Annotated in this window: 16 protein-coding genes; 9 read left to right on the top strand and 7 right to left on the bottom strand. The window is 71.4% G+C overall.

Annotation, left to right across the window (positions count from 1 at the left end):
* Positions 1-99: 99 nt before the first annotated feature.
* Both ACIA5D_RS35435 and ACIA5D_RS35430 read right to left on the bottom strand, forming a co-directional pair.
* Positions 100-741 carry a hypothetical protein gene (locus ACIA5D_RS35435; protein ID WP_396034767.1) on the bottom strand — a complete coding sequence of 214 codons (642 nt, stop codon included), beginning with the start codon at positions 739-741 and terminating at the stop codon, positions 100-102.
* 121 nt (positions 742-862) lie between these two features.
* Positions 863-1,690, bottom strand: coding sequence for a UbiA family prenyltransferase (locus ACIA5D_RS35430; RefSeq protein ID WP_396034766.1), 828 nt, complete (start codon positions 1,688-1,690; stop codon positions 863-865).
* 46 nt (positions 1,691-1,736) lie between these two features.
* Between ACIA5D_RS35430 and ACIA5D_RS35425 the strand changes: the two genes are divergently transcribed.
* The 4 genes from ACIA5D_RS35425 to ACIA5D_RS35410 are packed head-to-tail and all read left to right on the top strand — an operon-like array spanning position 1,737 to position 5,129.
* The gene (locus ACIA5D_RS35425) at positions 1,737-2,453 is read left to right on the top strand and encodes a methyltransferase domain-containing protein (protein WP_396034765.1); all 717 of its coding nucleotides are present in this window, start codon (positions 1,737-1,739) and stop codon (positions 2,451-2,453) included.
* Entirely contained in the window at positions 2,450-3,604 is a 1,155-nt protein-coding gene (locus ACIA5D_RS35420; RefSeq protein ID WP_396034764.1) for an acyl-CoA dehydrogenase family protein, read from the top strand. The genes ACIA5D_RS35425 and ACIA5D_RS35420 overlap by 4 nt, the downstream gene beginning before the upstream one ends.
* The gene (locus ACIA5D_RS35415) at positions 3,598-4,668 is read left to right on the top strand and encodes a type III polyketide synthase (protein ID WP_396034763.1); all 1,071 of its coding nucleotides are present in this window, start codon (positions 3,598-3,600) and stop codon (positions 4,666-4,668) included. The genes ACIA5D_RS35420 and ACIA5D_RS35415 overlap by 7 nt, the downstream gene beginning before the upstream one ends.
* Complete coding sequence (locus tag ACIA5D_RS35410) at positions 4,668-5,129, top strand: DUF6023 family protein (RefSeq protein ID WP_396034776.1); 462 nt, start codon at positions 4,668-4,670, stop codon at positions 5,127-5,129. The genes ACIA5D_RS35415 and ACIA5D_RS35410 overlap by 1 nt, the downstream gene beginning before the upstream one ends.
* Here ACIA5D_RS35410 and ACIA5D_RS35405 read toward each other — a convergent pair.
* A complete protein-coding gene (locus tag ACIA5D_RS35405; RefSeq protein ID WP_396034762.1) occupies positions 5,126-5,893 on the bottom strand; it encodes a hypothetical protein in 768 nt (255 codons plus the stop codon). The two genes, ACIA5D_RS35410 and ACIA5D_RS35405, sit on opposite strands and share 4 nt — an antisense overlap.
* 333 nt (positions 5,894-6,226) lie before the next feature.
* Between ACIA5D_RS35405 and ACIA5D_RS35400 the strand changes: the two genes are divergently transcribed.
* The 5 genes from ACIA5D_RS35400 to ACIA5D_RS35380 all read left to right on the top strand — a co-directional run bounded on the left by ACIA5D_RS35400 (position 6,227) and on the right by ACIA5D_RS35380 (position 9,727).
* Positions 6,227-6,712: a CarD family transcriptional regulator gene (locus ACIA5D_RS35400; RefSeq protein WP_026206027.1), complete on the top strand. Its 486-nt coding sequence runs from the start codon at positions 6,227-6,229 to the stop codon at positions 6,710-6,712.
* Between the two features lie 40 nt (positions 6,713-6,752).
* Positions 6,753-7,475, top strand: a complete 723-nt coding sequence (ispD, locus tag ACIA5D_RS35395) for a 2-C-methyl-D-erythritol 4-phosphate cytidylyltransferase (protein ID WP_396034761.1) — start codon at positions 6,753-6,755, stop codon at positions 7,473-7,475.
* Positions 7,476-7,479: 4 nt separating this feature from the next.
* Positions 7,480-7,953 carry a 2-C-methyl-D-erythritol 2,4-cyclodiphosphate synthase gene (ispF, locus tag ACIA5D_RS35390; RefSeq protein ID WP_396034759.1) on the top strand — a complete coding sequence of 158 codons (474 nt, stop codon included), beginning with the start codon at positions 7,480-7,482 and terminating at the stop codon, positions 7,951-7,953.
* A gap of 27 nt (positions 7,954-7,980) precedes the next feature.
* Complete coding sequence (locus ACIA5D_RS35385; RefSeq protein WP_396034758.1) at positions 7,981-8,373, top strand: PPOX class F420-dependent oxidoreductase; 393 nt, start codon at positions 7,981-7,983, stop codon at positions 8,371-8,373.
* 148 nt (positions 8,374-8,521) lie between these two features.
* A complete protein-coding gene (locus ACIA5D_RS35380) occupies positions 8,522-9,727 on the top strand; it encodes a hypothetical protein (RefSeq protein WP_396034757.1) in 1,206 nt (401 codons plus the stop codon).
* 154 nt (positions 9,728-9,881) lie between these two features.
* On the opposite strand, the gene ACIA5D_RS35375 is transcribed toward ACIA5D_RS35380, so the two are convergent.
* The 4 genes from ACIA5D_RS35375 to ACIA5D_RS35360 are packed head-to-tail and all read right to left on the bottom strand — an operon-like array spanning position 9,882 to position 14,033.
* Positions 9,882-10,973 (bottom strand): N-acetylglucosamine kinase, encoded by a 1,092-nt coding sequence (locus tag ACIA5D_RS35375; protein ID WP_396034756.1) that lies wholly within the window; start codon positions 10,971-10,973, stop codon positions 9,882-9,884.
* Entirely contained in the window at positions 10,970-12,226 is a 1,257-nt protein-coding gene (locus ACIA5D_RS35370; protein ID WP_396034755.1) for a 6-phospho-beta-glucosidase, read from the bottom strand. The genes ACIA5D_RS35375 and ACIA5D_RS35370 overlap by 4 nt, the downstream gene beginning before the upstream one ends.
* A complete protein-coding gene (locus tag ACIA5D_RS35365) occupies positions 12,223-13,110 on the bottom strand; it encodes a carbohydrate ABC transporter permease (RefSeq protein ID WP_396034754.1) in 888 nt (295 codons plus the stop codon). The genes ACIA5D_RS35370 and ACIA5D_RS35365 overlap by 4 nt, the downstream gene beginning before the upstream one ends.
* Entirely contained in the window at positions 13,107-14,033 is a 927-nt protein-coding gene (locus ACIA5D_RS35360; protein ID WP_396034753.1) for a carbohydrate ABC transporter permease, read from the bottom strand. The genes ACIA5D_RS35365 and ACIA5D_RS35360 overlap by 4 nt, the downstream gene beginning before the upstream one ends.
* Positions 14,034-14,035 lie beyond the last annotated feature (2 nt).

Raw genomic sequence — 14,035 nt, 5'->3', positions numbered from 1 at the left:
CATCATCGCCCTGGCCATGCTCACCCTCGGCGGCCACCGACCCGAACTACCCGACCGATGACCGCAAACCCACCCACACACCGATCACAAGAGCCACAATTACTCCGACTCGGCGTTCTCGTCTTTGTTGCCGGGGGCGCGGGAGGCGGGCGACGTCGGCGTCTGGAACGGGGCGAGCACGTCGATGGCCTCGCCGTCGTTGGCCTGGATGGTGAGGCTCAGCGAGAAGCCGGGCTTGAGCTCGTTGCTGAGGCCGACGGCCTGCAGGTTCTTTCCGGCGCCGGGGATGAAGGTCTGGGTGCCCAGCGGCGGGATGGTGAACTTCGCCGGCTCCAGCGCGGGAGCGGACGGCTCGGCCGCGGCGGACGCGGACGGCGACGGCTCTTCGGAGGGGGCGAGCGGGCCCACGCCGACCTGCTGGGCCGAGACGATGCCGGGCGTCACGTTCGTCTGGGGACGGCTCGTGATCGTCACGGTCATCGGCTGCTCGGTCTGGTTGAACAGGCTGACCTGCAGCGGCGCGGTGCCGTTGGCCGAGTAGCCCTCGGGGCTGTCGTAGGCCACCTGGAGGTTGCGGATCAGGAGGTTGCCGTCGGGGCTCTGCGTGTTCAGCCCCGAGACCGGCGCCTTGAGAAGAGCGGTCTCGGCGACCTGACCGGCCGAGCAGCCGGCCAGCGCGATCACGGCGACCATCGCGGCACCCGCGGCCTGTGCGACGCGGCGGGTTCCCAGCGAGCGCATCACGATCCTCCAAGAAAAGACACCAAAGGCAGATGCCCCGACCCAAGCCTGGACTATCAGTCGGCGGAGCTCAGGGTCAGCCTAGAGGGCCGTGATCCGGCGCGTGCGCCGACCCGTCCATTCACACCACCCGGCCACTGAAGATCAGCAGTAGAACGTCGATCAGGGCCACCACGATCACCGCCCGGAACATGGCCACCCGCCGTCCCTTGGTGCGCTTCTGCGCGTACCAGCCAAGGGGAAGGACCACGACGGCGGCCGCCGCGGCCGCCCAGCCCGCCCACGACGGCGGCCCCGCGGGACCGAAGACCAGCGTGAGCGTGGCGCCCAGCAGCAGTGCCGCGGCGGCGAACGCGGAGCCGGTGGCGCCGAGCCGATGCGGGAGGCCGCGCACCCCGGTGGCCGCGTCGTCCTCGAGATCGGGCAGCACGTTCGCGAAATGGGCGCCGCCGCCGAGCAGCGCGCCCGCCGCGACCAGCCAGGCCGGCGGCGCGGGATGGCCGGGCAGCGCGGTCACCACAAAGGCCGGGAGAAGGCCGAACGCGATCAGGTAGGGCACCACCGAGAACACCGTGGACTTGAGCGGCCAGTCGTAGGAGAGCGCGACCAGGCTGGCCACCGTGAGGATCACCGCCGGCCGTAGGCCGAACGGCGCGGCGAGCAGGGGAACGGCCAGCGTCGCGATCAGTCCGGCGATTCCGACCGTACGCCGGGAGACCGCCCCCGACGCGATCGGCTTGTCGCGCCGCCCCGCCTGCCGGTCGCGCGCCGCGTCGAGCCAGTCGTTGACCCACCCGACCGACAGCTGGGTCGCCCCCACGGCCAGGAAGATCCCGGCGATGGCCCAGCCGCGATGACCCACCCCGACGCCGAGCAGCGTCATGGCCACGGTGACCGCCAGCCCGGGCTCCGGATGGGATGCCTTGATCACAGTGAGCGCTCGGGCCATGGGAGCAGTGTGGTGGATGTGCCAGATGCGTGCCACGCTCGATCACATGCGGTCGATGCCCCGTAACGATCCGCGTCAGTACGACGAGCTGGCCGACCAATGGTGGCGGCCGGGCGGCGGCTTCGAGATGCTGCACTGGCTCGCCGCGGCGCGGGCCGCCCTGATCCCACCGGCCGGCCGGTCCGGCGCGGTGCTCGTCGACGCGGGCTGTGGCGGAGGTCTCCTCGCCCCGCATCTGACCGGCAAGGGGTACCGGCACGTCGGCGTCGATCTGCGGCACCACGGGTTGCGGGTGGCCGCCGCGCACGGCGTACGCCCGGTGAACGGCGACGTGACCGCGCTGCCGATCGCGACCGGCGCCGCCGACGTGGTGGCGGCCGGGGAGATCCTCGAGCACGTCACCGACCTGCCGGCGACGGTGGCCGAGCTCTCCCGGGTGCTGCGGCCGGGCGGGCTGCTGGTGCTGGACACGGTCAACGACAACGCGCTGAGCCGGTTCATCACGGTCACGGCGGGCGAAGGTCTGGGCTTCGCCCCGCCGCGGCTGCACGATCCGGCGCTGTTCGTACGCCCGCGCCGGCTGATCACGGAGTTTGCCCGGCACGGCGTACGCCTCGAGGTGCGCGGCGCCCGCCCGACGCTGACCGGCCTGTTCCGCTGGCGGGTCCTGCGACGCGAATGCACCCGCGGCCGGATCGTGCCGTCGGGGCTGACGACGGTGCTCTACCAGGGGACCGGACGCAAGGAGGGGGAACCGTCATGATCGACGAGGCCCGGCGGCTGGCGCCCCGGTTCGCGGCACGGGCGGCCGCGCACGACAGGGACGGCGCCTTTCCCGCCGACGACTTCGCCGACCTCCGCGAGGCGGGGTTCTTCGGGCTGATGGCCCCGGCCCGGCTGGGCGGGGCGGGCGCCGGCTTCGCGGACTACGCGGCGATCGCGTACGAGCTGGCCCGGGGCAACGGCGCGACCGCGTTGATCTTCAACATGCACGCGTCGGTCACCGGCGCGCTGAGCGGGGTCACCGACGAGCTGGCCGAGGCGCTGGGCCTGCCGCCCGGGGCGCTGCAGGCCCGCGACGACGCCTTGCGCGCGGCCGCCCAGGGCGCCTGGTACGCGGTGGCGATGAGCGAGCGCGGCGCCGGGTCGCGACTGTCGCAGATGTCGACCTCGTACCGGGCGGTGGACGGCGGCTACCGCATCGAGGGGGCCAAGACGTTCTGCTCGGGGGCCGGCAACGCCGATGCGTATCTGGTGGCGGCGCGCAGCGCCGAGGAGCCCGACAAGGTGTCGCAGTTCCTGGTGCCGGCCGGGGAGGGCTTACGGGTCGAGCAGACGTGGGACGCGCTCGGGATGCGCGCCACCGCCTCGCACGACCTGCACGTCGCCGTGACCGTGCCGGCCGGCGCGTTGCTCGGCGGGGTCGAGGGGCTGGCCCTGGTGGTCGCCCAGCTGGCGCCGCACTGGATGGTGGCCAGCTACGCGGCGGTCTACGTGGGCGTGGCCCGGGCCGCGGTGGACGCCGCGATCGAGCACGTCAACGAGCGCAAGCTGGCGCACCTGCCGGCCATCCGAGCCCGGATCGGCCGGGCCGACGCGGCGGTCGCCGCGGCGCACCTGGCGGTGATGGAGGCGGCGCGGCGGGTCGACAGCGCGCCCGGCGACGCCGAGACGAACCGCTGGGTGTGGCGGGCCAAGCTGCTGGCCGGCACGACCGCGGCCGAGGTGGCGGCGTCGATGCTGGAGGCGGCCGGCACATCGGCGATGCGCCGTGGCCACCCGCTCGAGCGGCTGTACCGGGACGCCCGGGCGGGCTCGCTGCAGCCGGCCACCAGCGACGTCTGCGCCGACTGGCTCGGCGTGGACGCGCTCGGCGGCGATCCCGACTCGGAGGGGTTCGCTCCCCGATGGTGAGCCAGGCGCGGATCGCCGGAATGGGTGTGGCGCTGCCGCCTGCCGTGAAGCAGGAGGAGGTCTGGGCGGGCTACTTCGCCGGCCAGCACACCGGGGCGCGCCGCGTCCTGGCCGAGCGGATCTTCGCGAACTCGGGGGTGCGCACCCGGCAGGCGGCGGTGAGTCCGCTGCTCGAGGACGTGTCGGACTGGTCGACCGAGCGCCGGATGCGCCGCTACCAGGTCGAGGCGATGCCGTTGGGCAAAGAAGCGGTGTCCCGGGCGCTGACCGATGCGGGTCTCGCGGCCGACGAGATCGGCCTGTTCGCCGTCTGCTCGTGCACCGGCTACGCGACGCCGGGGCTCGACATTCTGCTGGCCCGCGACCTGGGCATGGCGCCGGACGTACGCCGGCTCTTCATCGGGCACATGGGTTGTTACGCGGCCCTGCCCGGTCTGGGCACGGCGGCCGACTTCGTGTTCGCCCACGGCCGGCCCGCGCTGCTGCTCTGCGCCGAGCTGACCAGCCTGCACCTGCAGCCGCCGGGCGTGCGGGCCGACATCCAGCAGATCGTCTCGCACGCGCTCTTCTCGGACGCCGCAGCCGCCGTCGTGCTCACTCCAGGTGACAAAACCTCTACCGGGTACGCCGTCCGCGAGGTCGCCGCGGTCACCGACAGCACGACCGCCGACCACATGACGTGGGAGGTCACCGATCTGGGCTTCCGGATGGGCCTGTCTCCGCGGGTACCGGCCGTGCTCGCCGTGCACGTCCGCGCGCTCGTGGTGGACCTGCTGGCCCGGCACGGTCTGGAGATCGCCGACGTGGACGGCTGGGCGGTCCACCCGGGCGGTCCCAAGATCCTCGACGTGGTGCGGGACGAGCTCGGCCTGGACGAGGCGGCGATCGCTGCCTCCCGTGACGTGCTGGCGACGTACGGAAACTGCTCCTCACCCACCGTGTTGCTCGTGCTGGACGCTCTGCGTCGTCGCGCGGCGCCCCCGCGCCGCATCCTGATGCTCGCCTTCGGACCGGGACTCACGCTCTACGGAACGCTGCTCGAGACCTCTACAGTCACTGCGTGATGGGGGATCGGGCGCGCGGGGCCGTGGTGTACGCGGTCGCCTTCGTGCTGCTCGCCGGCGGCGTCACCTGGTGGCTGCGGGCCGCGCCGCACGAGGAGGCCGACCCCGACCCCACGATCGAACAGTGGCGGCGGACCGCGATGCAGGTGCTGCCGGACGAGTCCGGCCAGGACGACGCTGACACGGTGGCGCTCGCGCCCGGCGCCGACCATCAGGTGCTGGCCGTGGTCGACTCGGGGGAGTACCGGGTGTCGGTGGTCTGCGTGGGCGGTGTCGGCAGCCAGGTGCGGGTCAGCCTCGGCGAGGCCGGCACCGACTCGGGGCACGGCCTGGACTGCTCCGACGGCGCCGGCGGCGACTACTTCGACGTGGGCACCTCGGGCCAGCTGCGGATGTACCTCTCGGTGAACAGCGTGGGGCCGGTGGTCTTCCGGTACACCCTGCTGCGCCGCGGCGGTTAAAGCCGGGCGAGGTCGGGGCGGATCTCGTCGACCGCGGCCAGCCGCTGGAAGGTGCGCACGATCAAGCCGCCCTTGTCGACCAGCAGGGCGGCGGCGGTGCCGTCGGCCTTGCTCAGCTTGAGCTCGTTGCGCACGCTGCCGCTCGGGTCTTGAAGGACCCGCACGGTCTTGCCCTGGGCCTGTGGGGTCGCGCCGGTCGGCGGAGTGCCGCCCTTGGCCGTGGCCGTCGCGTTCGAGACTGTCACCACCGCGATCTCGGGGCGGACTGCGGCGATCGTGTCGGACACCAGGCTCGCGCAGTCGCAACCGTCGATCAGCAGGATCACGGCCGGTAGCTGCCCGCGTAGCGGCACCGTCTGCCCGTCGGCGCCGATCAGCTCGAGCGCGGGGAGCGTGTCGTTGTGGTCGTCGGTGGTGTTGGCCGTCCGCTGGGTCACCGGCTGGCGCGGCGGGCCGGGCCAGGCCGACGCGAACAGGCTGGCCACGGTGACCAGCACGGCCATCGAGATGATCAAAACCGGGGCGCGTACGGCGGTGGTGGCCACCTTGCGGAGGCGGCGCATGCTGGGGCGGTTGAGGAAGCGGCGCCAGCGGGTCGGTTTGGCGGCCAGTCGCAGCTCGGCGCGGACGGCGTCGACCTCGTCGGAAAGCTCGGAGAGGTCGTCGGGGATGACGATGACGCCCCACTCTTCGGGGAGGTCGGGCAGGTCGTCGGAGGATCCGCCATCAGACGTCCATCCACCGTTGTCGCCAGAACCAGCCATTACTCACCCTCCCCCCTGGCCGACCAGGAATTCTTCGGTCGGGGACCTACGTCCAGCCTTCCTTAACCTTCGCTCGACCGCCAGTAGTGCGCGCTTCCGGACCTTAGCGATAAGCTTGACCTCACAAAGGGCATAGGTCCGAAATATCCGACTCGCTGGGCAAAGCGGTCACGCTTTCGTCACATTCCGTTACTGAGGCAGCTCCCGGCGCTCCTGTCAAGCCGCAGAAAGGCCCGTCACAGGGGCTCTGAGCTGCACTAACAGTCACCAGCTGGGTGGGACATAGCTGCCTGAGCGTGTTACCCTAGACACAGCGAAAGGGGCTTCGAACCTATGGTTTTCAGTGTCGGCGAGACCGTTGTTTACCCCCACCACGGGGCCGCACTCATCGAGGCGATCGAAACTCGGGTCATCAAGGGCGAGCCGAAGCAGTATCTCGTTCTCCGCGTTGCCCAGGGTGATCTGACTGTTCGAGTGCCCGCTGAGAACGCCGAAATCGTCGGCGTGCGTGAAGTGGTCGGCGAGGAAGGCCTGGGTAAGGTCTTCGACGTCCTCCGCGCACCGCACACCGAGGAGCCGACCAACTGGTCGCGGCGTTACAAGGCCAATCTCGAGAAGCTGGCCTCCGGTAACCCCCTGAAGGTTGCTGAGGTTGTTCGTGACCTCTGGCGGCGTGAGCGCGAGCGCGGTCTCTCGGCCGGAGAGAAGCGCATGCTGGCGAAGGCCCGCGACATTCTGGTCGGCGAGGTGGCTCTTGCGGAGAAGAGCACCAAGGACGAGGCCGAGGTTCTCCTCGACAAGGTCCTCACCGAAGCCTGACCAGCGCTTCATTTCTGAGATCTCTGCACAGGACCGCGACGTGACCCCGCAGCTCAATGCCCGGGGTGACGTCGCGGTCCTCGTTCCGGCGGCCGGCGCGGGCCTGCGGCTCGGCCCCGGCGGCCCGAAAGCCCTGCGCCTGCTCGCCGGCGAGCCGCTGCTGGTGCACGCGATCCGGCGGGTCGCGGCCGCTCCCTCGGTGCGGATGATCGTGGTCGCCGCCCCGGCCGCCGAGGTCGGGGCCGTGCGTGACCTGCTCGCCCCGGTGGCGCCGGTGACCGTGGTGGCCGGCGGCGCCGAGCGGCAGGAATCGGTGTCGCTGGCGTTGGCCGCCGTGCCCGACGAGATCGCGATCGTGCTGGTGCACGACGCGGCGCGCGCGCTCACGCCGCCGCAGCTGTTCGAGTCGGTGGCGGCGGCCGTCCGGGCCGGGAGCCCTGCGGTGATTCCCGTCCTGCCGGTGGTCGACACGATCAAAGAGGTCGGGCCGGCCTCCGTCACGGCGCCGGAAGGCGTCGCAGCCGAGATCGTCCTCGGCACCGTCGACCGCAGCGTGCTGCGCAGCGTGCAGACGCCGCAAGGATTCCGGCATCACGTGCTGGCGGCCGCGCACGCCGTGGCGGCCGACGCCCTCACCGACGACGCCGGCCTGGTGGAGAAGGCGGGACTGCCGGTCGCCTGCGTGCCCGGCTCCGAGCTCGCCTTGAAGATCACCCGGCCTCTCGATCTGGTGCTGGCCGAGGCCCTGCTGCACGTAATCTGATCGCGTGGTCAATCAGCGGGTCGGCATCGGCACCGATGTGCACGCGTTCCAGCCCGGCGAGCCCTGCTGGGTGGCGGGCCTGCTCTGGCCGGGCGAGGTCGGCCTGGCCGGTCACTCCGACGCCGATGTCGCCGCCCATGCCGCCTGCGACGCGCTGTTCGGCGCGGCCGGTTTGGGTGACCTGGGCAGCAACTTCGGCACGAGCCGGCCGGAGTGGGCCGGGGCGTCGGGCGCGGCGCTGCTCACCGAGACCGTGCGGCTCCTGCGGGCCGCGTCGTTCGAGGTGGTCAACGTCTCGATCCAGGTGATCGGGAACCGGCCCAAGATCGGCACGCGCCGGGACGAGGCGCAGAAGGTGCTCTCCGCGGCGGTCGGCGCGCCGGTCACCGTGGCCGGGACCACCAGCGACGGGCTCGGGCTCACCGGACGCGGCGAGGGGCTGGCCGCGATCGCGGTGGCCATGGTCACGGCTCCCTGATCTCCCGGCGTCCGGCAGGATCTAGCCATGACAGTCTCCCTGCCCGAAACCGTCCGCCGGCTGGTCGACGGAAACACCTTCGCCGTGATCACCACCATCAACGCCGACTCGAGCCCGCAGTCGACCGTCGTCTGGGTCCGGCGCGACGGCGACGATGTGCTGTTCTCGACGATCCGGGGCCGGAAGAAGACCCGCAACATGGAGCGCGACCCGCGGGTGTCGCTGTGCGCATACGACCCGGCGAACCCCTACATCTACTTCACCGTGGAGGGGACGGTCACGCTCGTCGAGGAGGGCGGGGACGAGCTGATCGACGAGCTGAGCCGCAAGTACGACGGGAAGCCGTGGACGCCTATCCCGGGCGCGACCCGTGTGGTCTGCCGCCTCACCGCCGACCGGATGGTCGCGCGCGCCGAGTGACCCGCCCCACCCTCGGTTGGGTGGGGCCGATTCAAGCAACCGGGTACGACATTTTCGTTGTCGCCGTCCACAGGGCGCAGGCGGCATAGGGCGCAGGCGGAGCGGACCGGGTGATCTCGCGGTGGCGGGGAGCGCCTAGGCTCGACGCGTGGGCCCCGACCTGGATCCGGAGACGACGCCGGAGGAGTACCGGCAACGCGCGCTGCTGCTTGCCGACCTGGGCCGCTATGACGAGGCGGCCGGGGAGATCGCGGCCGGGCTGAGCGTCGCCCCCGGCGAGCCGAGTCTGCTCGCCACACTCGCGCGGATCCACCTGGCCGCCGAGCAGCCGGCCGAGGCGCTGGCGGCGGCCGAGCGGGCGGTCGCGGCCGCGCCCGAGACGCTGAGCACGCTGGTGGTGCGGGCCATGGCGCTCAGCGACAGCCGCCGCTATGCGGACGCCGCCCGGGACGCCTCCGACATCCTGCGGCGGTGGCCCGTCGACGCGTACGCGCAGCGCACCGGCGCCGCCCTGCTCAGCGAGTCGCGCAACGGCCAGGAGGCGCTGAACGCCGCGTGGAACGGCGTCCGGGTCGCCCCGGCCGAGGCCGAAGCGCACCTGGTCCTGGCCGTGGTCGCGGCCCGCCTCCGCCTTTTCGACCTGGCCCAGCGGGCGTACGCGGAAGCGCTCGATCTCGATCCGGCGATCGGGAACGCGCAGGCCGACGTGGGGATCGTCCGCTTCGAGCGGCGCCGCTGGGCGCTGGCCCTGGAGGAGCTCGCCGACGACGCGGCACTGCCGGTCGTGGCCGACGAGCCCGTCCCGGCCGACGAGCCGGTGCCGGCCGACGAGCCGGTGCCGGACGACGGGCCGTACCCGAATCCGTTCCCCCGGGCCTACCCGGCGCCCGATCGGCCCGATCCCGAGCGGTCGCCGGCGCAGACGTCGGCGAGCTGGACGGGGGAGTCCGCGGTGAGCCGTCCGAGCGGGCCGGTGCTCGACTCGTCGGGGGAAGAGGTCGCGACGTTCCGCCAGGGCGCGCGCATCGCGTCCAACGCCACCATGGTCGCCGGGGTGATGACCGCGGCGATGACACTGGTCAGCGACGGAATCTCGCGAGCCTGGGCGGGCTTGATCGGCGTGCTGATCGTGGCCGGCGTGGCGATCTGGCTCAACCGGAAGATGATCGGCCCGCTGGGCCCGGCGCTGGCCCGGCTGCGCGCCGGCAACCGAGGGCTGGCCGCGGCGGTCTATCTGAGCCTGGTCGCGCCGCTGCTGTTGCTGGTGTACACGGTCGTCGGCGGCGTGGTGCCGCTGGTCGCGGGCATGGTGCTGGCGGCGGCGGGCATGATGATCTTGGTAGGGCGTAGGTAGCGGCGCGGGAGCGGGCGCGGCGACCATGACCGCCATCTCGAGCGGCCGCGAGCGCGCGGCTGATCGTCGCAGGGTGGGCGCCGGTCCGGGCAGGGGTTGACCTCCGGGCCGGCGCCCTCGTGCTCGGGGCGCAGGTCGTGCTGCCCCGGCTTCGTCAGTCGGCGACCCCGAGCCGGTCGGCATCGGCGGAGAGCGAGACGCCATCTCGAGCGACGCCGTTGGGAGAGACGCCATCAGGAGAGATCGCGGCGGCGGGAACGCGTACGGGGCGGCGGCTGATCATCTCCGAGCGCAGGATCGGCTCGGCGGCGGCCGAGAGGCCCAGGGCGTCGAGCGCGAGCAGAGCGGCCCCGGTGACCGGCGGCGACTCCAGCACGGTGATCTCGACCTGCGGGGCCAGCGCCGTCGCGCCCGCCACGACCTGGTCGTGCAGCTGCGGGTGGCGGGCTCGCAGAACGCCGCCGCCGAGCACCAGCGCGTGTGGCCGGTCGAGCAGGCCGAGCCGTTTCGCGGCCACCCGGTGCTGGCCGAGGATCTCCGCGGCCTGCCGGTCGATCAGTGCCGAAGCCACCTCGTCGCCGGTGGCGGCCACCTCGAACAGCACCGGGGCCAGTTCGAAGGTCCGTTCCATCGGCAGGTCGCCGAAGTGCAGCGCGACGCTCACGGCCTCGACCGAGGGCAATCCGAAGTGGTCGGCGACCGCCCGGGACAGCGCGGTCGGCCGGCCCCGGCCGTCCTCGCCGCGGGCCGCCTCGCGCAGCGCGTGATCGGCCAGGTCGTGGCCGCCACCCCAGTCGCCGGTGATCGGGCCGAGCGCGAGAAACCGGGCAGTGCGGCCGTCGGCGGCGCGGCCCACGCAATTGTTGCCGGCGCCGCAGACCACCACCACCGCGTCGGGCTTCGCGGTGCCGGCCCGCAGCATCGCGAAGCAATCGTTGTCGACGATCGTGCGCCGTGCCCAGCTCTCCGCCTCGATCGCCTGCTGGAGGCGGGTCACCTCGATCGGCAGGTCGGCGCCGGCCAGGTAGACGGCGACCGCCTCGATCGGGGCGCCGAACGGCAGGCCGGCGTCCTCGTGCACCGCGCGGACCAGCCCGTTCAGGACCTCGATGGCGCCCGGCAGGCCGACGTTGTGCGGGGAGGACGTGCCGCCGCGGACGAAGCCGAGGATCTGGCCGGACTCGTCGCCGAGCAGCACGTCCGTCTTGGAGTTGCCCCCGTCGACCGCCAGATAGAGCGCTCTCATCGGGCCCACGCGAGGTGGTCCCGCCCGGTGGCGATCAGTTTGTCGGCGAGTGCGTCCGCGTATTCGTGCTGGCCGATCAGCGGGTGGGCGAGCAGGGCGCGGTAGACGCGATCGCGCCCGCCCCGCTGCGCGGCGTCGATCGCGTACTCCTCGTACCCCCAGACGTGGGTGATGAGACCGGCCAGGTCGGGCGTGACCGGCGTGACCGGCAACGGCGCCGGGCCCTCGAGGCCCGCCCGGGCCGAGACCTCGATGACCGCCTCGTCGGGGAGGAAGGGCAGCGTGCCGTTGTTGCGGACGTTGACACTGTGGACGGAAGTGTCGTCGAGGCCGTACAGGGAGGCGAGCAGGCCGACGGCCGCCTCGGAGTAGAAGGCGCCGCCGCGCTCGGCGAGCAGGGCCGGCTTCTCGGTGAGGCTGACGTCGCGGTACATGTCGAGCAAAACCGCCTCGATCTCGGCGACGCGCTGGCCTCGCGTCTGGACGCCGAGCGATTCGCGTACGTGTTTGTCGTGGTTGTAGAAGTACGACAGATAGTAAGAAGGCACATTGCCGAGCATGGAGATGATCTCCGCTGGCACGTCCACAGTGTCCGATATTTCGGACAAGTGCCCTGAAATCAGCCCGGGAAGACGGTCGACACCGTCCACAAAGGCAGCCCGCTCCCACGTCAGGTGGTTCAGGCCGATGTGGTCGAGGACGACGGCGGACGGGTCGACGCCGAGGAAGCCGGCGAAGCGGCGCTGGAAGCCGATCGCCACGTTGCACAGGCCGACCGCCTTGTGGCCGGCGTCGAGCAGGGCGCGCGTGACGATGCCGACCGGGTTGGTGAAGTCGACGATCCACGCGCCGGGCTTGGCCCGCCGGCGGATGCGGTCGGCCACATCTAGCACGACCGGGACCGTGCGCAGCGCCTTGGCCAGTCCGCCCGCGCCGGTCGTCTCCTGGCCGACGCAGCCGCACTCGAGCGGGAACGTCTCGTCGTTGATCCGCGCGTTCTGCCCGCCGACCCGTAGCTGAATCACCGCGGCGTCGGCGTCGGTCACGCCCGCGTCCAGGTCGGTCGTCCAGGTGACCTTGCCGGGGTGGCCGTGGTGGTTGAAGATTCGGGCGGCGAAGGCTCCGACGATCTCCAAACGAGAAGCGGCCGGATCGATCAGGACGAGCTCGTCGACCATCGAGCCGAGACGGGCGAACCCGTCCACGAGCTCGGGCGTGTAGGTCGACCCGCCGCCGATGACTGCGATTTTCACTTGAACCCCGTAATCGTGATGCCCTGGACGAACGCGCGCTGGGCGAAGAAGAAGATGATGATCAGCGGGGCCATCGCCAGCACCGTTGCCGCCGTGACCAGGTTCCAGTCGATGTGGTGGACGGTCCGGAACGACGCCAGGCCCAGCGTCAGCGTCCACGCCTTCTCGTTCTCGCTCGTGTAGAGCAGCGGGCCGTAGTAGTCGTTCCAGCAGTAGAAGAACTGGAACAGGCCGGCGGCCGCGATGCCGGGCCTGGCCATCGGCAGCACCACCCGGAGCAGCGTGCGCCACTCGCCGCAGCCGTCCACCCGCGCCGCGTCCAGGTACTCCGTGGGGATGGTGAGCAGGAACTGGCGCAGCAGGAAGATGCAGAACGCGTCGCCGAACAGGGCCGGGATGATCAGCGGCGCGAGCGAGCCGGTCAGGCCGTACCGGGCCCACATCAGGTACAGCGGGACGGTCACGACCTGCGGCGGGAGCATCATCACGCAGATGACGACCAGGAACAGCACGTTGCGGCCGCGGAACCTGAGCTTCGCCAACGCGTACGCGGCCGGGATGCTCGACGCCAGGGTGAGGACCGTGGACGTCACCGCGTACAGGACCGTGTTGAGCAGGTAGCGAGGCATCGGCGTGGCCTGGAAGACCTTGACGTAGTTCTCGGGATGCCACGAGTTCGGCCAGTAGTCGCTGGTCAGCGCCTGGTTGCTGGTCATCAGCGAGAGCAGGACCAGGTAGACCACCGGCGTGAGGAACATGATGACCAGCACGATCGCGATGCTGTGCTTGGCGATCCAGGCCAGCCTGTTCTGCCGCCTGATGCGGCGGTCCGGGCCTTTCTCCAGAAGAGGTTCGGCCGAGACGTCGAGGACCGCGGCGGTCATTGTTCCTCCCCGGAGAAGGCCTTGGCGCGGCGCATCAGGATCACGGTCACCGCGAACGCGACCACGAACAGCGCGATCGCGAGGGCGTTCGCGTAGCCGAGCGCGTTGTAGCGGAAGCCGACGGTGTAGAGCCAGAGCGGATAGGTGAAGGTCGAGCCCTCCGGATAGCCGAAGGACGAGGAGATCCCGCCGCCGGTGGTGGCCTGCCCGCTGGCGATCGAGCCGGCCACCGCCGCCTGGTCGAAGTACTGCAACGTGTAGATCACGCCGGTGACCGCGGCGAACAGGATCACCGGCTGGATCGACGGCAGCGTGATCGACTTGAACCGGTGCCAGGCGTTCGCGCCGTCCAGCGACGCGGCCTCGTAGAGGCTCTCCGGAACGCCCAGCACCGCGGCCAGGAAGATCACCATCAGGTCCCCGATGGCCCACAGGCCCAGCAGGACCAGCGACGGCTTCGCCCAGGTGGGAGAGTTGAACCACAGCGGGCCGTCGATGCCGATCTTTTCGAGGACGTGGTTCACCGGGCCGATGCCCGGCTTGAGCAGGTAGACGAACGCGATGGTGGCGGCCACCGGCGGGACGAGAGCCGGCAGGTAGAAAATCGTCCGGAAGAAGCCCGCGCCCCGCCGGATCTGGGTGAGCAGCATGGACAGCCCGATCGCCCCGATGATCCGGGCCGGTACGAAGATCGCCACCATCCACAGCGTGTTGCGTACCGCCTGGAGCAGGAACGGGTCGTCCGCCATCCGCTTGTAGTTGTCCAGCCCGACCCACTCCGGCACGGAGAGCAGGTCGAACTTCGTGAACGAGAAGTACAGCGCCGAGAGCAGCGGGTACAGGAAGAACACCGCGATACCGATCAGCGCGGGCGCCAGGAACGAGAGCGTCGTCAGGTTCTTGCGTAAGCGGATGGCGCGCATGA

Origin of the sequence: Actinoplanes sp. NPDC051513, assembly GCF_044454685.1 — a bacterium.
GTDB lineage: Bacteria > Actinomycetota > Actinomycetes > Mycobacteriales > Micromonosporaceae > Actinoplanes.
This window is presented reverse-complemented; position numbering and strand designations above follow the sequence as displayed.